The organism is Janthinobacterium sp. FW305-129 (assembly GCF_020858115.1).
GTDB lineage: Bacteria > Pseudomonadota > Gammaproteobacteria > Burkholderiales > Burkholderiaceae_D > Janthinobacterium.
Map to the genome: position 1 here is coordinate 56,076 of NZ_JACYMM010000017.1, position 20,174 is coordinate 76,249.

At 63.5% G+C, this 20,174-nt stretch carries 17 protein-coding genes; 5 read left to right on the plus strand and 12 right to left on the minus strand.

Annotated elements, in window-relative coordinates:
* Positions 1 to 60 precede the first annotated feature (60 nt).
* Positions 61 to 843, plus strand: coding sequence for a 3-hydroxybutyrate dehydrogenase (locus IGS61_RS26135; RefSeq protein WP_230542247.1), 783 nt, complete (start codon positions 61 to 63; stop codon positions 841 to 843).
* Positions 844 to 904: 61 nt separating this feature from the next.
* On the plus strand, positions 905 to 1,753 hold the full coding sequence (locus tag IGS61_RS26140; protein ID WP_230542248.1) for a DUF2071 domain-containing protein: 849 nt from the start codon (positions 905 to 907) through the stop codon (positions 1,751 to 1,753).
* Here IGS61_RS26140 and IGS61_RS26145 read toward each other — a convergent pair.
* The 4 genes from IGS61_RS26145 to IGS61_RS26160 form a co-directional block, all read right to left on the minus strand.
* Complete coding sequence (locus tag IGS61_RS26145; RefSeq protein WP_230542249.1) at positions 1,725 to 3,365, minus strand: methyl-accepting chemotaxis protein; 1,641 nt, start codon at positions 3,363 to 3,365, stop codon at positions 1,725 to 1,727. The two genes, IGS61_RS26140 and IGS61_RS26145, sit on opposite strands and share 29 nt — an antisense overlap.
* A 145-nt stretch (positions 3,366 to 3,510) precedes the next feature.
* Positions 3,511 to 4,818, minus strand: a complete 1,308-nt coding sequence (locus IGS61_RS26150) for an HD-GYP domain-containing protein (protein WP_230542250.1) — start codon at positions 4,816 to 4,818, stop codon at positions 3,511 to 3,513.
* Between the two features lie 432 nt (positions 4,819 to 5,250).
* A complete protein-coding gene (locus IGS61_RS26155) occupies positions 5,251 to 5,829 on the minus strand; it encodes a hypothetical protein (protein WP_230542251.1) in 579 nt (192 codons plus the stop codon).
* Between the two features lie 61 nt (positions 5,830 to 5,890).
* Positions 5,891 to 6,256, minus strand: coding sequence for a winged helix-turn-helix transcriptional regulator (locus IGS61_RS26160; RefSeq protein ID WP_230542252.1), 366 nt, complete (start codon positions 6,254 to 6,256; stop codon positions 5,891 to 5,893).
* 114 nt (positions 6,257 to 6,370) lie between these two features.
* Here IGS61_RS26160 and IGS61_RS26165 point away from each other — a divergent pair, with 114 nt between their 5' ends.
* A complete protein-coding gene (locus IGS61_RS26165) occupies positions 6,371 to 7,078 on the plus strand; it encodes a glutathione S-transferase family protein (protein ID WP_230542253.1) in 708 nt (235 codons plus the stop codon).
* A 117-nt stretch (positions 7,079 to 7,195) separates the two neighbouring features.
* Positions 7,196 to 9,286, plus strand: a complete 2,091-nt coding sequence (locus tag IGS61_RS26170) for a S9 family peptidase (RefSeq protein ID WP_230542254.1) — start codon at positions 7,196 to 7,198, stop codon at positions 9,284 to 9,286.
* An 81-nt stretch (positions 9,287 to 9,367) separates the two neighbouring features.
* On the opposite strand, the gene IGS61_RS26175 is transcribed toward IGS61_RS26170, so the two are convergent.
* The 8 genes from IGS61_RS26175 to IGS61_RS26210 all read right to left on the minus strand — a co-directional run bounded on the left by IGS61_RS26175 (position 9,368) and on the right by IGS61_RS26210 (position 19,212).
* Complete coding sequence (locus tag IGS61_RS26175) at positions 9,368 to 11,422, minus strand: esterase-like activity of phytase family protein (RefSeq protein WP_230542255.1); 2,055 nt, start codon at positions 11,420 to 11,422, stop codon at positions 9,368 to 9,370.
* Between the two features lie 71 nt (positions 11,423 to 11,493).
* Positions 11,494 to 12,420, minus strand: coding sequence for a helix-turn-helix domain-containing protein (locus IGS61_RS26180; RefSeq protein ID WP_230542256.1), 927 nt, complete (start codon positions 12,418 to 12,420; stop codon positions 11,494 to 11,496).
* A 55-nt stretch (positions 12,421 to 12,475) separates the two neighbouring features.
* Positions 12,476 to 13,393 carry a helix-turn-helix domain-containing protein gene (locus IGS61_RS26185; RefSeq protein ID WP_230542257.1) on the minus strand — a complete coding sequence of 306 codons (918 nt, stop codon included), beginning with the start codon at positions 13,391 to 13,393 and terminating at the stop codon, positions 12,476 to 12,478.
* A 15-nt stretch (positions 13,394 to 13,408) separates the two neighbouring features.
* Positions 13,409 to 14,884: a mannitol dehydrogenase family protein gene (locus tag IGS61_RS26190; RefSeq protein ID WP_230542258.1), complete on the minus strand. Its 1,476-nt coding sequence runs from the start codon at positions 14,882 to 14,884 to the stop codon at positions 13,409 to 13,411.
* The gene (locus tag IGS61_RS26195) at positions 14,884 to 15,933 is read right to left on the minus strand and encodes an ABC transporter ATP-binding protein (RefSeq protein ID WP_230542259.1); all 1,050 of its coding nucleotides are present in this window, start codon (positions 15,931 to 15,933) and stop codon (positions 14,884 to 14,886) included. The genes IGS61_RS26190 and IGS61_RS26195 overlap by 1 nt, the downstream gene beginning before the upstream one ends.
* A gap of 163 nt (positions 15,934 to 16,096) precedes the next feature.
* Positions 16,097 to 16,915 carry a carbohydrate ABC transporter permease gene (locus tag IGS61_RS26200; protein WP_230542260.1) on the minus strand — a complete coding sequence of 273 codons (819 nt, stop codon included), beginning with the start codon at positions 16,913 to 16,915 and terminating at the stop codon, positions 16,097 to 16,099.
* Positions 16,916 to 16,925: 10 nt separating this feature from the next.
* The gene (locus IGS61_RS26205; protein WP_230542261.1) at positions 16,926 to 17,786 is read right to left on the minus strand and encodes a carbohydrate ABC transporter permease; all 861 of its coding nucleotides are present in this window, start codon (positions 17,784 to 17,786) and stop codon (positions 16,926 to 16,928) included.
* Between the two features lie 115 nt (positions 17,787 to 17,901).
* A complete protein-coding gene (locus IGS61_RS26210) occupies positions 17,902 to 19,212 on the minus strand; it encodes an ABC transporter substrate-binding protein (RefSeq protein WP_230542262.1) in 1,311 nt (436 codons plus the stop codon).
* Between the two features lie 309 nt (positions 19,213 to 19,521).
* Between IGS61_RS26210 and IGS61_RS26215 the strand changes: the two genes are divergently transcribed.
* On the plus strand, positions 19,522 to 20,174 hold a 653-nt coding region (locus tag IGS61_RS26215; RefSeq protein ID WP_230542263.1), incomplete at its 3' end, for a carbohydrate porin.

Genomic DNA, 20,174 nt, shown 5'->3' on the forward strand with positions numbered 1-20,174 from the left:
GCTATACTGGCAAAGTCTGACTTCCCACGATCACTCCAACCCGCAATGCAAAGGATTAATATGCAACTCAAAGACAAAGTCGCACTGATTACCGGCGCCGCCAGTGGTATCGGCAAGGAAATGGCCATCGAATACGCAAAACAGGGCGCCAGGGTCGTCATCGCCGACCTGGCCCTGGAAGCGGCCAGCAAGACGGCCGAGGAAATCAAGCAATCGGGCGGCCAGGCGTTTGCCGTCGCCATGGATGTCTCCAGCGAAGAGCAGGTCGACAAGGGCGTGGCGGACGCGGCGGCCCACTTCGGCGGCATCGACATTCTGATCAGCAACGCGGGCATCCAGATCATCAGCCCCGTCGTCGACTACCCGTTCGACCAGTGGAAAAAGATGCTGGCCATTCACATGGACGGCGCCTTCCTCACCACGCGCGCCTGCATGCGCGAAATGATCAAGGCGGGCCGCGGCGGCGCCATCATCTACATGGGTTCCGTGCACTCGCACGAAGGCTCGCCGTTCAAGAGCGCCTACGTTGCCGCCAAGCATGGTCTGCTGGGCCTGGCCAAGGTGGTGGCCAAGGAAGGCGCCAAGGATGGCATCCGCGCCAACGTCATCTGCCCCGGCTTCGTGCGCACGCCGCTGGTCGACAAGCAAATCCCCGAGCAGGCGGCCCAGCTGAACATCAGCGAAGAAGACGTGATCAAGAAAGTCATGCTGAAAGACACGATCGACGGCGAATTCACCACCACGCAGGACGTGGCGCAAACGGCCGTGTTCCTGGCCGCCTTCCCGTCGAACGCCCTGAGCGGACAATCTATAGTAGTAAGCCACGGCTGGCACATGCAATAAGACGTAGCGTCTCCGGCAGGCGGCGCCGTCCGCCTGCATCACCGTATCTGAAAGTTCCCAATTGCAAGACAACACTTACCGTCACCCGCGCGCGGGCTGGCCGGGGCGCCTGTTTGCCGCGCTCGCCAACTGCACGCATTTCGCCCATCTGCGCCAGGCCGTCATGGCGCGCCTGCCCTTCCTGAAACTGCACAGCGACGTGCGCGACGTCGTGTACGTGAGCTGGCTGGTCGATGCCGCTGCGGCGCAGACATTATTGCCGCCGGGCGTTGCCCTGTGGCAGCGCGATGGCAAGACGCCATTTACCGTGCTGACCTACCGCCACGGCCATTTCGGTCCCGCCCTGCTGGGGCCCTTGCGCCGCCTGCTGCCGTCTCCCCTGCAAAGCAACTGGCGGCTGTACCTGGACCACACGCCAGCGGGCGCGCCGGACGTACCCTGCGTGTACTTTCTGAAAAACATCATGGACAGCCTGCCGCATGCGCTGGGCACGCGGCTGTTCAGCGATATCCTGCCGACGCACCTGGCGGCCGGCATGACGCTGGACGTCACGGCCACGCAAGCGCGCTGCAGCATCGCCAGCGGCGCCGGCAGCGCCCCGGCACTGGACGTGCAAGCGGACATCACGGCGGAGCATGGCCTCGATACGGATTGGCAGCAACTGTTCGGCAGCTGGCGCGACGCCGTCGCCTTCCTCGCTTGCCAGGATGCGGCCATCGCGCACGTGCCGCGCAATGACAAGCTGGTCTTCGGCGAAATCGACTTGCCCGTTGATCTGGATCAAGTACAAGCGCTGACGGCCTTGCGCGCCGACTGCGGCTTGCTGGCACAGTTGCCGCCCTTGTCCGCTCCGTTCGCCTTCCTCGTGCCCAAGGTGCCGTTCAAGGCGCTGTCAGAGCGCCTGCTGTAGCGCGGCGCTCTGGCGCGCGCAAGGGCACGGCCGGGCCGCCGCGCCGCCGTTCCAGCTTGAACAGGGCCATGGCTTGCTCCAGCTGCAAGGCCTGGTCTTGCAGCGACGCGGATGCGGCCGCCGACTCTTCCACCAATGCCGCGTTCTGCTGCGTCACTTCATCCATCTGCGTGACGGCCATGTTGACTTGCCCGATGCCGTGGCTTTGCTCGCGCGAGGCCGAGGCGATCTCTTCCATGATGCCATGCACGCCCTGCACGGCGCCCAGCATTTCGGCGCTGCTGGCGCCCGCCTGCTGCGCCAGCTTCGCGCCCGCCTGTACCTGTTCCAGCGAGGCCGTGATCAATTGCTTGATTTCCGTGGCCGCCGCCGCACTGCGGTGCGCCAGGCTGCGCACTTCGCCCGCCACCACGGCGAAACCGCGCCCCTGGTCGCCGGCGCGCGCCGCTTCCACGGCCGCGTTCAGGGCCAGGATATTCGTCTGGAAGGCGATGCCCTCGATAATGCCCGTAATGTCGCCAATCTTCTTCGATGAAGCGTTAATGTCCGCCATCATCGTCACCATCTGGCCGACGATCTCGCCGCCGCGCCCGGCCAGGCCGTGGACTTTGCCCGCCATGTCGCTCGCTTGCACGGCATTGCCGCTGTTTTGCTGCACCGTGGCGGCCAGCTGCTCCATGCTCGACGCCGTCTGCTCCAGGGCCGAGGCCTGCGCTTCCGTGCGGCCCGACAAGTCCATATTGCCGGCGGCGATTTCCTGGCTGGCCATGCTGATGCGCAGGAAGTTGCCGCGCACGTCGCCAACGATGGAATGCAGGTTCACGCGCAGCTGGCGCAAGGAACGCAGCAACTGCCCCATTTCGTCGCGCCGCGTCGTGTCGAGCTCGCCCGTCAGGTCGCCGCCCGCCATCACGTCGCACGCCTGGCGCGCCCGCTGCAGCGGCTGCAGCACCACCTTGTGCAGGGCATGCCAGAAATACAGGGTCAGGCACAGGGCCGCCACGGACAGGCCCGTCAGCCAGCCGTGTAGCGCATCCGGCAACAAGCCTGCATCCCAGGCCAGCTGCAGCAGCAAGAGCACGACCAGCGCCCCCAGGTTCCAGGCAATGCGCCGGCCGATGGCCATGTCGCGCACGCTGAGCAGCCTGGCCAGCCAGCCCGTGCGCACGGCGGCGCCCTGGCTCAGGGCGATGCCGTCGGCCTGGCCCGCCTTGATGCGCGCGTACAGGGCGGACGCCTGCGCCACTTGCTGGCGCGTGGGCTTGGTGCGCACGGACATGTAGCCGACGGCCACGCCGTCTTCCACCACGGGCGTCACGTTCGCCAGCACCCAGTAATAATCGCCGCTCTTGCAGCGGTTTTTCACCATGCCGCTCCACGAGCGCCCCGAGCGGATGGTGGCCCAGAAATCGGCAAACGCTTCGGCCGGCATGTCCGGATGGCGGAGGATGTTCTGCGGCGCGCCGATCAATTCTTCCGCGCTGTACCCGCTGACGGCGATGAAATACGGATTGGCATAGGTGATATTGCCTTGCAAGTCGGTAGTCGAGACAATGGTCTCGGTATCGCTCAGTGTGATTTCGGTATCGCTGACGGGAAGATTGAGTCGCATGGTCACATCCTTAGTGGTAGCCCGTACGGTGACGGGTATGCGGACAAGGAACGGTCGCCAGCCAGGAAAGCGGACACGGCACTGGCACCATTATTTTAATATTTTATTATTAACAAAATGCACTTTATTACGGCCGTGCCAGCCGTCACGCCACGGCAGGTTCGCCGGCCCAGTAACGGTCGATGTCCTGCAAGCGCCATTGGGCTGCGCTTTCCGTGGAAACAATGCGCTCCTGGCAACCCGGCGCCGCCAGGTCGATGACCGTCGGGGCGATGCAGGTGCCGGCGCGGATGGAAAAAAACACGCGCACGCTGGGCTGCGTCAGCGGCTTGCCCGGTGTCTGGCCCACCACCACGGCCAGGCGTTCCGACTGCAGCCGCACCAGGGTGCCCAGCGGATAGATGCCCAGGCATTTGACGAAGGCGGCAAACAGTTGTGCGTCGAGATGCGCGCCGCGCCAGGAGGCCATGCGGCGCAGCGAATCGGCCGGGCACCAGCCCTGCTTGTACGGCCGGTTCGAGGTGATCGCGTCGTACACGTCGCAGATGGCGCCCATGCGCGCAAACAGGCTGATTTGCTCGCCACGCAAGCCCTCGGGATAGCCGCTGCCGTCGAGTTTTTCATGGTGGTGCAGGCACACGTCGAGCGCCACCGGATCGATCTCGCCCACCTCCTGCAACATGCGGTGGCCGGCGGCCGGATGGGCGCGCACGGAGGAAAATTCCGCGTCGCTCAGGCTGCCCGGCTTGTTCAGGATGGCCGACGGCACGGCCATCTTGCCGATATCGTGCAGCAAACCCGCCAGACCGGCCGAGCGCACCTGCTCCGGCGCCAGGCCCAGCTCTTTGGCCAGCGCCGTCATCAGCGCGCACACGGCCACCGAATGCATATACGTGTAGTTGTCGGCGGTTTTCAGGCGCGCCAGGCCGAGCAGCACGTTGCCGCCGCGCAGTACCGAGGCGGCGATATCATCGACCAGTTCGTAAGCCTGCGCCGCAGACAAGGCCTTGCCCATGCGCACTTCGTCGAACATCGTCTGCACGGCCTGGCGCGAGCGTTCGATCAGGCGCCGGGCGTGCGCCATCTCCTCGTCGCGCGAGCGCGGCGGCCCGGCTTCGGCGCGTGCGCCGGTAGGGCTGGTGAATGCGGCAGCAGGCGCGGCTGCGGGCACTGCTGCGGGCACTGCTGCGGGCACTGCTGCGGGCACGGCATCGGCGGCTGGCGGCTCCACAGCAGAGGAGGATGCGTATGCCGGTGCGGGTTCCGCCAGCGCCAGCCCGCGCGTCGTGTCGATCCACACCTCGCAGGGGCGTGCCTTGCGGATACGCTCAAGGTCTGCCGCCGACTCCAGCAGGAAAGAACGCGTCCAGAAAGGGGTATCGAGCCAGGAACGGCCCAGGCGTTCGACATACATTCCCAACTCCAGTTCGCTACTCGTTATTTTTTTCAGCACGGCGGTTCTCCAGGCATTCAGATCGCGATATTTACTTGCGCATTAGCAATATCATACGCCAAAAATAAACAAATAAACCAAATAAATTAATTTGTATGGCAATATCGCAACAATAGCCACAAAAATCACCAATTCTATCACTTTCATTGATTAACAGTGATAAATCAATAAATATGACAATTAAACCATGTCGACTTGGCAGAATTTTATGCATCGATGGGAGATGCGGCAGGCCGCTGCAAGCGACCTCATGGGTAGCCATACGGGCATGATGTGCAGGAAAGAGAGTGCGCCATGCCGGAACGGCTCGGGCGTGGCGGAGAGGTGCTGGCGCCCTGGGGAAAGATGAGTGCCTGCCGGCCGCGCCGGCCAGGCGGGCGGCTATGCCTGGGGAGGAATGCGTGAGGCGGCCGCGGGTGCGCCGCCTGGCGCCTAGCGCGGCACGTAGCGCCAGCCGGCGCTTTCCAGCATGAAGGTAAATTCAGTCTTGATGCCTTCGGGACGGCTTGGCAAGCTCAGTTGCGTATCGCACACCAGGTAGCCCGTCTTGCGCTTGACTTCGCATTCGTTGATGGCCGTCACCTGCATGGTGGTCTGCGCTTCCTGCATCTGCACGTCCTTGGCCGCTTCCGGATTGCGCGCCACTTCTTCCTTGGCCCACGCGCGTAGCATCGCTTGCGCCTCGGCCGGCGACGGTCCCGCGAACCTGGCGTCCTTGCGCTCGACGCCGACCCAGGTGCCGCCATCGTTACGCAGCGGCAGTACCGTAAAGGCCTCGCGCATGCCGGCGCTCATGTTCACCAGGCACACCACCTCGCCCGGCACGTCCTGCGCATCCTGGCAGCCCAGCAGTCGGGTGACGCGCACGGCGATGGGCATGCGCGACTGCATCTTGGCCACGCCCGCCTGCACGGCGGCATGGATTTCTTCGAGTGTCGGCATGGTGGCCGCCTGGGCTGGCACAGTGGCGAACAGGGCGGCGGCGGTCAGGGCGAAAGTAGTCAGGCGCATGGGTGTCAAAAGTAGTGATCAAAGGCCGGCAGTCTAGCACTTTGCATAAAGACAGCTGTTTCTATAGGGAATGATCCACGCCATCGGGCGCGAGAAAGGCGCCGCCCCCGTCCGCCTGCCCGCGCAGGCGCAGGCCGATGGCGCGCAGCATCTCGACCAGCTCGCGCAGGCGCAGGCCCTCGTCCGTCAGTTGGTACTCGACCTTGACGGGCACTTCCGCGTAGACCGTGCGCGTGAGCAAGCCCGCCTCTTCCAGCGCGCGCAAGTCCAGGGTCAGCATGCGCTGCGAGATATTCGGCACGGCGCGGCGGATTTCGCTGAAGCGCTTCGGCCCCGCCATCAGATAGCTGAGCAGCACCACCCTCCAGCGCCCGCCCAGCAGACGCATCGCTTCTTCCACGGCGCAGCCGGAGACATTGTCTTTCATGTGCATGCCCTATCTGGTATAAAAAATATACCTATACCACATTATTCTGCCTTCTTCCAAATAGTAACTTATGCCGCTAGACTGCCCTTCCCTCAGTTCACAAGGAGTTCCAGCATGGAAACCACCCTGATCTACAGCGTGCCGTTCGGCTGCTCGTTTGCCGCCATCGCCGCCCTCGAATGGAGCGGCCTGCCGTATCGCCTGGCCCGCGTCGAGGCGCGCGACCCGGCCAGCAAGCAGCATCCGGCCTTTCTCGCCATCAATCCCCTGGGCCAGACGCCGGCCCTGCTCACGCACGCGGGCACGCCGCTGCTGGAAAGCATGGCCATCCTGCTGCACCTCGCCGCCCGCGCGCCGGCCAGCGGCCTGGGTTTTGCGCAGGGCACGCCCGCCTACGATCACCTGAACAGCGCGCTGTCGTTTCTGCACACGACCTTTCACGCCGCCTTCATGCCCGCCTTCCAGGCGTCGCGCGCGGCAGAAGGCGATGCGCGCGCGGCCGTCTGGCGCGAAATGGCCATCGAGAAGGTGAACAAAAGCCTGGCGCATCTGGAACGCCTGCTCGATGGCCGCGCCTGGCTCGCCTCCGATGCCGCGCCGACGATTGCCGACGCCTACCTGGCCGCCACGGCGCGCTGGGCCGAACCGCTGCAGCTGGCGCGGCTAAGCGACTATCCGCACGCGGCGCGCGTGCTGGCGGCGCTGGAACAGGATCCCGGCATCCGCTTTGCCCACGCCATCGAGGCGGGCTTGCCGGCCGCCAGCCAGGGCGGTTTCCTGGGCCACGTGGCGCTCGACCAACTGGCGCTGCCGGCCGGCTAACCGGCGGTCAACTCCCGCAGCGGGCGCGTCTTTATTGCTATGATGTCGGGCTGCCGGCGGTACAGCCGGCCACGTTCATATCACATCAACAACGTCGCAATAACATTGGGAGTTTGAATGAGTTTACGTCTGCTGCTCTTGGGAGCATTCAGTGCCGCCATGGCCACCACCGCCGTTGCCGCGGAACCGGCGCCGGCCGCGCCGCGCGGCTTCACCGTGGAAGACATGGTCGCCATGGAACGTGTGGGCAGCCCCGTGCTGTCGCCGGACGCCACGCGTGTCGTCTACACGGTGCGCAGCACCAACCTGGAGAAAAACCGCGGCAACACGCAGCTGTGGCTGATCGACCTGCGCGCGCCGAACGCGGCGCCGCGCCAGCTCACGCGCGGCGACGCCAGCGCCAGCGACCCGCAATGGTCGCCGAACGGCGACGCCATCTACTTCCTGTCCGGCCGCTCCGGCTCCTCGCAAGTGTGGCAGCTGCCCCTGAACGGCGGCGAAGCGGCCAAGGTCACCGACCTGGCGCTGGACGTCGACACCTACCGCTTGTCGCCGCAGGGCGACCGCCTGGCCTTCAGCATGGGCGTCTTCCTCGATTGCGCGGATATCGCCTGCACGAAAAAACGCCTTGATGAAAAAGCGAAAAACAAGGCCAGCGGCATGGTCTACGACCAGATGTTCGTGCGCCACTGGGATACCTGGGCCGACGGCCGCCGCAATGCGCTGTATTCGGCGCCGATCGACGCGGCCGGCAAGGTCAGCGCCGCGCCCGTCAGCCTGAGCGGCACCCTCGATGGCGACGCGCCATCGAAGCCGTTCGGCGACAACAGCGAGTACCACTTCAGCCCGGACGGCAAGACGGTGGCCTTCTCCGTGCGCGTGGCCGGCCGCACGGAATCGTGGTCGACCAACTTCGATGTCTACACGATTCCTGCCGCCGGCGGCCAGGCGCCGCGCAATCTCACGGCCGACAATCCCGCCTGGGATGCGAAAGCCACCTACTCGCCCGATGGCCGCACCCTGGCCTATGTCGCCATGACCAAGCCGGGCTTCGAAGCGGACCGTTTTCATTTGGTGCTGATGGACGTTGCCACGGGCAAGAAGCGCACCCTGGCCGACGACTGGGACCGTTCCGTGGCCGACTTCCGCTGGACGCCGGACGGCAAGGCCTTCCTCGTCGCCGCCGATGACGTGGGCCAGCACCGTCTGTTCCACATCGACGCGGCCAGCGGCAAGGTCAACGCGCTGACGGGCAAGGGCGCCGTGGGCGACTTCGACGTGCGCGGCAATACCATCGTGCTGGCGCAGGCGAACCTGGCTTCGGGCGCGCAGCTGTACACGCGCAAGCTCGACGCGAAGCCGGAAACGGCGCCGATGGTCCAGCTGACCAGGCAGAATGCGGCCGCACTGGCCAACGTACGCTTTGGCGAATATGAACAATTCTCGTTCGCGGGCGCGGATGGCGAAACCGTCTACGGCCACGTCATGAAGCCATGGAATGCCAAGGCTGGCGAAAAGTATCCGGTCGCCTTCTTGGTGCACGGCGGCCCGCAGGGCAGCTTCGGCAACAGCTGGAGCTACCGCTGGAATCCGCAAGTGTATGCGGGCGCCGGCTATGCCACCGTCTTCATCGATTTCCACGGTTCCACCGGCTATGGCCAGAAGTTCACGGACGCCATCAGCGGCGACTGGGGCGGCAAGCCGCTGGCCGACCTGCAAAAGGGCCTGGAAGCGGCCGCCAAAAAATTCCCGTGGCTGGACCGCGAGCGCAGCTGCGCGCTGGGCGCGTCCTACGGCGGCTACATGATGAACTGGATCGCCGGTAACTGGCCGGACGGCTTCAAGTGCCTGGTCAACCACGACGGCGTGTTCGACAACCGCGGCATGGCTTACGCGACGGAAGAACTGTGGTTCACCGAGTGGGAAAACGGCGGCACCTACTACGACGCCCCGGCCAAGCACGAGCAGTTCAATCCCGTCAACTTCGTGAAAAACTGGAAGACGCCGATGCTGGTGGTGCAGGGCGACCTGGACTTCCGCATCCCCACGGCGCAAGGCCTGGGCACCTTCACGGCGCTGCAGCGCCGCGGCATCCCGAGCAAGCTGCTGGTCTTCCCGGACGAGAACCACTGGGTGCTGAAGCCGGCGAACTCGCTGCTGTGGCATCACACGGTGCTCGATTGGCTCAATACTTACACTAAAAAGTAAGTCTGTACCAAAGTAAAAAGCCGCACAGTTTGCACTGTGCGGCTTTTTTTCATCCATCAACTGCGCAATATCAATACGCGATCAATACGCAGTGAGCGCCTTGGCAAACTTCACGATCCACAGGCGGCTTGGACGCTCGCGGTCGTCGCCGCGCGCCACGCGGATGGTGTTGGCGGCATTGCAGCCGGCCGCGCTGCTCGTGACGATGGTGCCGTTCGCATCGACCGTGCACTTGGTCACGTCGGCGCCATCGACTTCCACGCCATTCGCGTCGAAGATCTTGGTTTTCAGGCCGAAGTCGTTGTCGTTGGCCAGCGCGATGGTGGAGTCGTCGATCAGGGTCAGGCCTTCGGCCTTTTCCGCCGCCCAGCCGATGGCGTTCAAGTCCAGCAGCAGGGTTTTCTTCAGCGGCGTGACGGCGGCCCAGTCGGCGCCATTGAAGGGGGCGCCGCCCATGCTGCTCTTTTCCAGGTCCGAGGTCGTCGCGTTGAAGGCGGCGGCCGCGATGTCGGTGGCGCCTTTCAGTTCGACCAGCATCAGCTTGTTGAATACCTTGCCCGATGGCGCGGCGCCCTGCTCGATGACGAGGAACTTGCCGCCGCCCAGCGCCACCATGTCGCCCAGCTTGGCGTTGCCCGTGCGGCCATCCTGGTAGTCGGCGGCATTGAGCGGATACGCATACATCTTGCCGCTGGTGCCCGTCGCCGGGTCGAATTCGATCCAGCGCGTGAAGCGGGCGAAGCGCTCCACCTGCTCCGCCTTCTTCGTCACCGAATACATGGCCGTGCCATCGCTCAAGGGGCTTTGCAGGAAGGCGTACAGCTTGTCGTTGCTCGCATCGAGGGTCATGCCTTCCATGCCGCGGTTTGCGCGGCGCTTGGCGAACAGCGCCGGCAAGCCCTTGCCCGGCTCGTATTTCGCCTGGATGATGCCCGTGGCGGCGTCAATCCTGACGATGAAGGGACCGTATTCGTCGGACACCCACAGCGCATTGCGCTTGGCATCGACGACGATGGCTTCCGAATCGAGGCCGCCCGCATTGAAGACGGCCTTGCCAGCGGCATCGAACTTCATCGCATCCATGACGGGAATCTCGGCCGAATTGCCCACCGCGCCCACGGGCACGGGCAAGCCCGAGCTGTTCACCGTGGCCGACACCTTGATCGGCGTGCTCGATGCCAGCACGGCGCCGTTCTTGCCCACGGTGATCACGCCAAACGAAGGCGTAAAGCTCGGTGACGGGAAGATCTTGCTGCCGATGGTGCCCTTGCCCGATGGATCGGGCACCAGCGGGCCGTCGCCGTTCGGGCCGCGATCCGTCAAGCCATAGAATTCCAGGTCGCCGGCCGCGTTCTTGCCCTTGTAGGCCAGGCCGGAACCGTAGGAAGGCAGGAAACCGTTCGGGAATTCGCCCTTGATCTTGGCGTTGGCGCCTTCGTACGGCACGTAGAACTTGCTGTCCGCCTGGATCTGGTAGCGCGTCACGGTCACCTTCACTTCGCCGACAGGATTGGCTTGCGTCAGCGCCTCGTTGACGGGCGCGCCCGCTTTCGAGGCCAGCGTGTCTTCGAAATGCTCGCGCACGAGGGCGCGGCGTTCCGCGTCGACCGTGCGGCCGGCGAATTTTCCGCCTACAGATGCCAGATGCGCGGCCAGGGCCGTGTTGAAGACGGCCGGGGCGGCGGCAAAGTCCAGGGTCTTGCCCGCCAGCGCCGCCTTCACTTCGGCCGTCAGCCTGATGCCGTTCGACGGATCGCTGTCGTCGTCGAGCAATTGCAGCGCCAGCAGGCGGTTGACGACCTTGTCGTCGGCCACATTCGTGCTGGCGGCCAGCGCCAGCGGCGTGACGATGGCGCCGCACGGCGCCGAACCCAGGGCCAGGCCGCCCACGCTGAAGGCCACGGTGTCGCCCGGGTTGCACATGAATTCGCCCTTGGCATTGGTGCTGGCCTTGGCCGCGCTGCCGGCCACGTAATCGAGTCCTTCCACCGCGCCGTCGAGGAACACGCCCGTCTGCGCCACGGGCTTGGAAGGCTCCGCTGGCGGATTATCGCTGCCGCCGCAGGCGGCCAGGGCCAGGCCGGCGGCAATGGCCAGCAGGGTCAGTTTCGGGGTCGACGTTACAGCAGTGTTCATGCATTCCTCGGCTAAGGTGAGATTGAAGCCGTGGAGAGTAACCGGGCAAAGTGACAAGCCCATGACAGCCGTCACGCCAGTGGCGCATCCGCAACAGGGCCGCCGATGCCGCCGAAGCGGCCATCGGCCTGGCGCCGGAATTGCTTCGGCGTGACGCCTTTTACCTGTAAAAAGCGGCGGTTAAAATTGGCCACGTTCTGGAAACCCACGTCGTAGCAGACGTTGGACACGTATTGGTCGGTGTCCATCAGCAGCTGGCACGCCTTGTTGATGCGCAGCCGGCTGATGAAATCAGTAAAACTGTTGCCCGTCGCCTTGCGGAAGAAACGCGAGAATTTACTCAGCGACATGCCCACCTGATCGGCCAGCATTTCCGCCGAAATCGGCTCGCGGTAATTCTCGGTGATGTAATTGAGGACGGCATTGACCTTGGCCAGGGTGGCGTCATCGTCGTAGGAACGCAGCGAGGCGCTCGACAGCAAACGGTAATTGGCCGTGCGCGCCAGCTTGCTCATCAATTGCACGAATGCGGCGAAGCGCTCGGCGCCATGCGTGGCGCGGATGCGCGCCAGGTGCTGCTCGGCCTCGTGGCCCATGTCGAAAAACTCCACGCCATAGCTGGAGCGTTCGAGCAGGGGCAGCAGCTCGCGCAATTCGGGGATGACGCGCGCGGCGCCCGCCAGCGGCGCGTGGGCGAACTGCACGATCATGTCGCGCAAGGCCACGCCCCCTTCCGGCATGACGTTGGAAATCCAGTTGTGCGGCAATCGCGGCCCCGTCAGCACCAGGTGGCCGGGCGAGAATTCGCCGATGTAGTCGCCCACGAACAGGCGTCCGCTGGTGGCGACGATCAGGTGCAGCTCATATTCTTCGTGGCAGTGCCAGCGCACGCGCGAGCTGGGATAGCCGTGTTCCAGGTAATTGATGATGCCGTCGTAGCTTTCGCGTTCCAGCTCGGGCGCCTTGCGCTCGCCGTCCTTCTGCCACAGGTGTTCCATGCTTGTCTCTCCCAGGCTGTCCCCGCCCGTGCCATCGAATGTACCTCAAAAAACCTCAGCTGCCAAAACGGCCCAGGGCCTGCTGGCGGAATTCCTTCGGCGTCATACCCTTCAATTCCAGGAAGCGCCGGTTGAAATTGGCCACATTGTTAAAACCGGCCTCGTAGCAGATGTTGCTGACGTAGCGCTCCGTTTCCATCAGCAGCTGGCACGCCTTGTTGATGCGCAGGCGGTTGACGAAGTCCGTGAAGCTGTTGCCCGTGGCGTGGCGAAAGAAGCGCGAAAACGTCCGCTCGGGCATGTCCACCTGCTCGGCCAGCTGTTTCAGCGAGAACTGGCTGCTGTAATTGTGCACGATGAAGTTGATGGCGGAGCTGATGCGCGCCAGGGCCACGTCATCGTCGCTCGATTGCATGGGCACCGTCGACAGCAGCTGGTAATCGCTGGTCTGCGCCAGCTCGCCCAGCAAGGTGAGAAATTCAATGAAGCGCGGCAGGCCGCTGCTGTCGCGGATGCGCCGGAAGCGCCGCAGCGACTGTTCGCTCACGCCAAAGAATTCCACGCCGTGCAGGGCGCGCTGCAGCAGCGGGAAAATATCCTTCAATTCGGGAATGGCGGCCGCCATCGACGCCAGCGGCGCATGCGAAAACTGGATCACCATGTCGCGCAGGGCCACGCCTTCGGGCGGCGTGTCGAGCGAGACCCAGTTATGCGGCACGCGGGGGCCCGTCAGCACCAGGTGGCCGGGCGCGAACTGGCCGATATGGTCGCCGACAAAGACCTTGCCGCTCGTCGCCACGATCAGATGCAGCTCGTATTCGTCGTGGTAATGCCAGCGCACCAGCGCATTCGGAAAACCGTGCTCCAGATAGCGGATGAAGCCGAAACTGCCTTTCGGCTCGAAGCCGGGCGTGGCGTCGCGCTGCTGTTCCAGCTCCATCTGCGGCAATGTGGCATCGGCTTTGCGTGGCATGGCGCGCCCTCCCCCTCAGGCCAATATCTGTTCCAGCGCCGCGCGCGCGCCCAGCCCGTACAGCTTGGCCAGCGACTGCGATACGGCCTGCGTGAACGCTTGTGTATCGCTCAATTCTCCGAACAGCTCGCGCAGCGACAGCAGCGCCGCGGCGTCCGTCCCGCCCTGCAGCGCCAGCGCGCGCAGGCGCACCGCATACGGGTCATTCAACGGCATCTCGCGTCCCGCTTCGTCGTGGCCTTCCAGGTAGCGGAACCAGCACGCCACTGTAAACGCCAGCAGCGTGATGGCGCCGCCCCGGGCCAGCGCTTCGCGCACGGACGGCAGCACGAATTTCGGGATGCGCGCCGAACCTTCCGTGCCGATGCGCGCCAGCTGGTCGCGCACGGCCGGATTCGAAAAGCGCTCGAGCAGGGTCGCCTTGTACCGTTCCAAATCGATACCCGCCACGCTATCGAGCAGGGGCGTGACTTCATCATCCATCATGCGCCGCACCAGCAGCCGGATGCCCGCATCGCCCATCGCTTCGTGCGCAAACGTGTAGCCGAGCTGCATGCCAATGTAGCACAGGGCCTGGTGGCTGGCATTGAGCAAGCGCAGCTTCATCTTTTCATACGGCAGCACGTCGTGCGTCATCTGCGCGCCCACCTTTTCCCAGGCCGGGCGGCCCTGCGGGAATTCATCCTCGATGACCCACTGGCGGAACGGCTCGCACACGACGGGCCAGGCGTCGACGATGCCAAAATCTTCGCGCACGAGCGCCCGGTGTTCATCCGTGGTGGCCGGCGTGATGCGGTCGACCATGCTGTTGGGGAAGCTGCCATGCGTGGCCAGCCAGCGCGCCAGTTCTGCGTCGCGCAGGGCGACAAAGGCCAGCAGCATCTTGCGCGTCACGTCGCCATTGTTTTGCAGGTTATCGCAGGACATGATGGTAAACGGCGCCAGGCCCCGCTGGCGGCGCAGGGCCAGCGCCGCGGCCAGGTAGCCGAACGAGCAGCGCGGCGCCTCGGGATGCGCCAGTTCGTACGCAATGTCGGCATGATCCGCATCAAACTCGCCCGTGCCCTGGTTGACGTAATAGCCGCCCTCGGTGATGGTCAGCGCAACGATACGCGTGCCAGGGTCGGCCAGCTTTTCCAGCACGGCTTGCGGCTCGTCGGGCGCATACAGATACTCGCCGACGCTGCCGATGATGCGCGCCGTATCGCCGGCCGCGCTGCGCTCGACCACCGTATATAAACCGTCCTGCGCCCGCATGGCGTCGCGCATGGCCGCATCAAACGCCAGCAAGCCCACGCCGCAGTATCCCCATTCTGCGTTGCCGGGCAAGGCCAGCAAGTCGTCGAGGTACACGGCCTGGTGGGCGCGAAAAAAACCGCCCACGCCGATATGCACGATGCTGGGCACGAGTGCGCCGCGCGCATACGCGGGCACGGTCACGTTCCCTGGCAGCCGCGCCAGGTTCGATTGCTTCAATGCGATGGCGTCCATTACAGCGCTCCTTTCGCCGCCGCATAGGTCTTGCCGGCGCGGTCGAAATAGTGGACGAAGCCCGGTTCGAACGTCAGGTGCGTCTGCTGGCCCGGCTGCAGGCTGCTGCGCTCCGCGCCGCGCGAGACCACCTGCACATTGTTCGGCAGGCGCACATAGGTCAGGGTTTCCACGCCCAGGGACTCCACCAGGTCGACGGTGACGGGCACGCTGCCCGGCTGCGCCGCGCCCAGGTGCACGTGTTCGGGGCGGATACCGACAAAACCATCGGCCTGCGCCGCGCTGCCCGCCTGCGCCAGCAGCTGCGGCGCCGCGTCGGCGGGCACCACGTTCATGCTGGGCGTGCCGATGAATTGCGCGACGAAGCGATTGGCGGGACGGTCATACAGTTCCAGGGGCGAACCATGCTGCTCAATCTGCCCGTCGCGCAGCACCACCACGCGGTCGGCCAGGGTCATCGCCTCGACCTGGTCGTGCGTGACGTAGATGGTGGTGGCGCCCAGTTCGCGGTGCAGCTTGGCGATCTCGATGCGCGTCTGCACGCGCAGGGCCGCATCGAGGTTCGACAGCGGTTCGTCGAACAGGAACACCTTCGGGTCGCGCACGATGGCGCGGCCGATGGCCACCCTCTGGCGCTGGCCGCCCGACAATTCCTTCGGCGTGCGCTCCAGGTAACGCCCAAGGTCGAGGATGGCAGCCGCCTTGTCGACCTTTTCGCGGATGATGGCCGGATCGACGCCGGCCAGTTTCAGCGCGAACGACATGTTCTGGAATACCGTCATGTGCGGGTACAGCGCATACGACTGGAACACCATCGCCAGGTCGCGCTTCGATGACGGCAGATTCGTGATGTCGCGCCCGTCGAGCGACAGCTTGCCGCCGTCGATCGGTTCCAGGCCCGCGATCAGGCGCAGCAGGGTTGATTTACCGCAACCCGACGGCCCCACGAAGACGACGAACTCGCCCTGTTGAATGTCCAGGTCGATGCCCTTGATGGCGCGATGCTCGCCAAAGAATTTCTCGATATTGCTCAGTTGAAGGTAAGCCATGATTTTTCTCAATTCTGATTTGTTTTTCGATGCTTTCAGAAACCGTAGCGAGCAGTTCAAGTTCGGTTTGAGTAGCGGAGCTGTGCGGATGCACGGGGGCGCCGAGTCAGTGAGCAACGGAGAGCCGAAATTGGGCCGCGCAGTAGGTTTATGGAGGCATCGATTATTTGACGGCGCCGAAAGTCATACCTTGGACCAATTGTTTCTGGCAGAACCAGCCCAGCGCCATGATGGGCGCGATGGCCATCAGCGATGCGGCCGACAATTTGGCCCAGAAGAGTCCTTCCGGGCTCGAATACGAGGCGATGAGCCAGGCCAGCGTGCCCGCGTTGGACGCGCCCAGGTTCAGCGACCAGAACGATTCATTCCACGACCACACCATGCAGACCAGCGCCGTGGAAGCGATGCCGCCCACGGACAGGGGCAGCACGACGTGGCGGAACTCGTCCCACACGGTGGCGCCATCCATGCGCGACGCCTCGAGGATTTCGCGCGGCAGCTCCTTCATGCTCGTGTACAGCAGCCAGATCATGATGGGCAGGTTCATCAGCATGAACATGATGGTCAGGCCGATGCGCGTATCGAGCAGGCCGAAGTACTGGTAGCAGATATAGATGGGCATCAGCGCGCCCACGCCGGGCATGTAGCGCGAGCTGAGCATGAATTTCAGTAAGCCGATGGTGCCGCCCGTGGGAAAGAAGGCCATCGAATAGGCGGCCGGGATGGCGATCAGCAGGCCAATCGCGGTGGAGACCACGCTGGTAAACAGCGAGTTCCACGCGTAGCCGAAGTAATTGTCGCGCGCCAGCACTTCGCGGAAGCTGTCCAGGGTGGGCGTGAAAAACAGCAGCGGCGGCGTGGAAATGGCTTGCCCTTCCGTCTTGAAAGCCATCAAGCCCAGCCAGAAGATGGGGAAGAACAGCAGCAGCGCACACAGCCAGGCGGCGGCCGTGCGGCTATATAAATGAAGTTTGCTATGCATCAAGGTCTCCTTATTTCGACAGATTCTTGCCGATGACGCGCATCAGGAAGAAGGCGGCGATGTTGGCGATGAGCACGGCGAACAGGGCACCGGCCGAGGCTGCTCCCACGTCATACGACAGCAGTGCCTGCTGGTAAATCATGAAGGTGATGGTGGTCGTGTCGAAGCCGGGACCGCCGCCCGTGGTGGTAAAGATTTCCGCAAAGATCGACAGCAAGAAGATCATTTCGATCATCAGCACCACCGAAACGGCGCGGCCCAGGTGGGGAATATAGAGGTAGCGCAACTGCTGCAGATACGTGGCGCCATCCATGCGCGCCGCTTCCAGCTGTTCGCGGTCCATCGATTGCAGCGCCGTCATGAAGATCAGGCAGGCAAACGGCAGCCATTGCCAGGAGACCATCATGATGATCGAGAACAAGGGATGGGCCGACAGCCAGTCGACGGGCGTAGCGCCAAAGAAGATGCTGATTTGCGCAAACAGGCCGTAGATCGGGTTGAGCAGCATGTTTTTCCACATCAGGGCATTCACGGCCGGCATGACGAGAAACGGCGAAATCAAGAGCACGCGCACGATGGCGCGCCCCGGAAACGCTTCATTGATCAGCAAGCCCAGCGCCGTGCCCAGCACGACTGTCACCAGCATGACGGAAAACAGCAAGGTAAACGTGTTCTGCAAGGCCGGCAGGAACGAGGCATCGCTAAAGAAAAAGTGGAAGTTGGCCAGCCCATGGAAAGGATGGCCGCTCGGATCGAGCATGGAATAACGCACGAACGCGTAATACAGCGTGATCAATAACGGGATCACGGAAATGACGGAGACGGCGACCACGGCCGGCGTCAGCAAAGTCCGGGGGATAATGCGTTTCATAATGTTCTCTTGGGGCAGGTGAACCGATAACCCGCAAAGCTAAAGTACCGGGGTCGGACCCTCAGGGTCCGACCCCAGATTTATGCCGTTGGGGTACGCAAACTATGCAGCAGTCTTACTTGTAATAGCCACCCTTACGCATTTCCCTCTCCGCCGTCTGCTGCGACAATTCCAGCGCCTGCTCCACCGTCACCTTGCCCAGCAGCGCTGCCGCCATCTGCTGGCCGGCTGCCACGCCGATCACCTGGAACTCCGGGATCGACGCGAATTGCACGCCCACGTACGGCGAAGGCGGCAAGGTGCTTTGCACGGCGCGCGTGGTGGCCAGGGCCTTGCCTTCGGCGGCGGCAAATTTCGCCACTTTCTGGAACTCGGGACTCGCATACGTGGACTTGCGCGTACCCGTCGGCACGTTGGCCCAGCTGGTTTCCTTGGCAACCAGTTTCACGTAATCGGGCGACGTGGCCCAGTTGATGAAGCGCTGCGCTTCGTTCGGGTGTTTCGAGCTCGACGGGATGGCCAGCGACCAGATCCACAGCCAGTTGGCGCCCCGCTCCGTCACGCCGACGGGCGACTGGGCAAACGCCACCTTGTCGGCCACCTTGCTCTGTTTCGGGTCCGTGATGAAGGAGGCGGCGATCGTCGCGTCGATCCAGATGCCGCACTTGCCCTGGTTGAACAACGCCAGGTTTTCATTGAAGCTGTTGGCTGCCGCGCCTGGCGGGCCGTATTTCTTCATCAGGTCGACATACATGGTGACCGCGTCCTTCCACGGCTTGCTGGTAAATTGCGGCTTCCATTGCATGTCGAACAGCTGGCCGCCGTAGGAATTGGCCATGGTGGTGATCAGCGCCATGTTGTCGCCCCAGCCCGGCTTGCCGCGCAGGCAGATGCCGTACACGCCGTTGGCCGGGTCGTGCAGCTTGGCCGCCACGTCGCGCAGCTGGTTCCAGCTGGGGCGGTCTTCGATCGTCACGCCCGCCTTTTTGACCAGGTCGCTGCGGTACATGATCATCGAGCTTTCGCCATAGAACGGCGACGCGTACAGCTTGCCGTCGCCGGACAGGCCTTCGCGGATGGCGGGCAGCAGGTCGTCGATATCATACTTGGCGTCCGGCTTGATGGGGATCAACCAGTTTTTCTTGCCCCAGATGGGCGTTTCATACAGGCCGATGGTCATCACGTCGAACTGGCCGCCCTTGGTGGCGATATCGGTGGTCATGCGCTGGCGCAAGACGCCCTCTTCCAGGGTCACCCATTTGAGCTTGATGTCGGGATTGGCTTGCTCGAAGAACTTGCTGAGCTTTTGCATTTCGATCATGTGGCCGTTGTTGACGGTGGCGATGACGAGATCGGTTGCGGCCGAGGCGGACGAGCTGAGGCAGAGCGCGCCGGCGCACAGCGCGGCAATGGCGGTACGTTTCATTGTGTGTCTCCAGTGTTTTTTGTCGTTGGCAATGCCGCTTGTTGGCACCACGACCACAATGTAGCACCGGGCTTTGATACTTTCTGATACTCCAAAACCGCAATTCGATACTCTTTTGCAGCGCCACTATGCGCGAGAGTATCGATATTGAGTAAAAACAACACTTTGAAAGAAAGTATCGTCACTTGTACGTTTTGTATCGGTCTGGTTAAAAAAGCGCTGCTAGACTTGGTTTTCGGCATTAGACCGTGTGCGGTGGCCGTCCTTCCGGGGCGCCAGCGCTACCACCTACATTCTTCTGGAGACCGCATGAATCGCACTGCATTGAAAACCTTGCCTGCCCTGCTCCTGGCCATCGCCAGCGCTTCCGCCATGGCCGACCCCATGTACCCATCCGACTCCGAAGGCTTCCATGGCTACCTGCGCGCCGGCGCCGGCAGCAATACCTCGGGCGACGGCGGTTCGCAAGGCTGCTTCGGCCTGGGCGGCAATACCATGAAGTACCGTCTGGGCAATGAGTGCGATGCCTACACGGAATTCGGCTACACCAAGTCCGTCGCCCAGTCCGGCGGCGTGAACTACCTGGCCACCATCTGGGTCAACGCCTACGCGCCAAACTCGGATTTCGGCGACAACAAGCTGGGCATCGTCAAGGCCTATGTCGAAGCGCAGGGACTCGATTTCCTGAACGGCGGCACGGCCTGGATCGGTAAACGCTTCTACTACCGTCCCGACATCCACATGTTGGACTTGCAATACATCAACATGAACGGCACGGGCGCCGGCCTGGACCGCATTCCTGCCGGCCCCGGTAAATTCTCGTACGCCTTCTTCAAGGACCGCGATCTCAACAAGCGCGACGACAATGGCGCCATCCTCGGCACTACCTCGGCCGTGCGCCAGAACTTCATCTACGGCGAGATTCCCGTCAATGAAAACGGCACCCTGGACCTGGCCGCCAC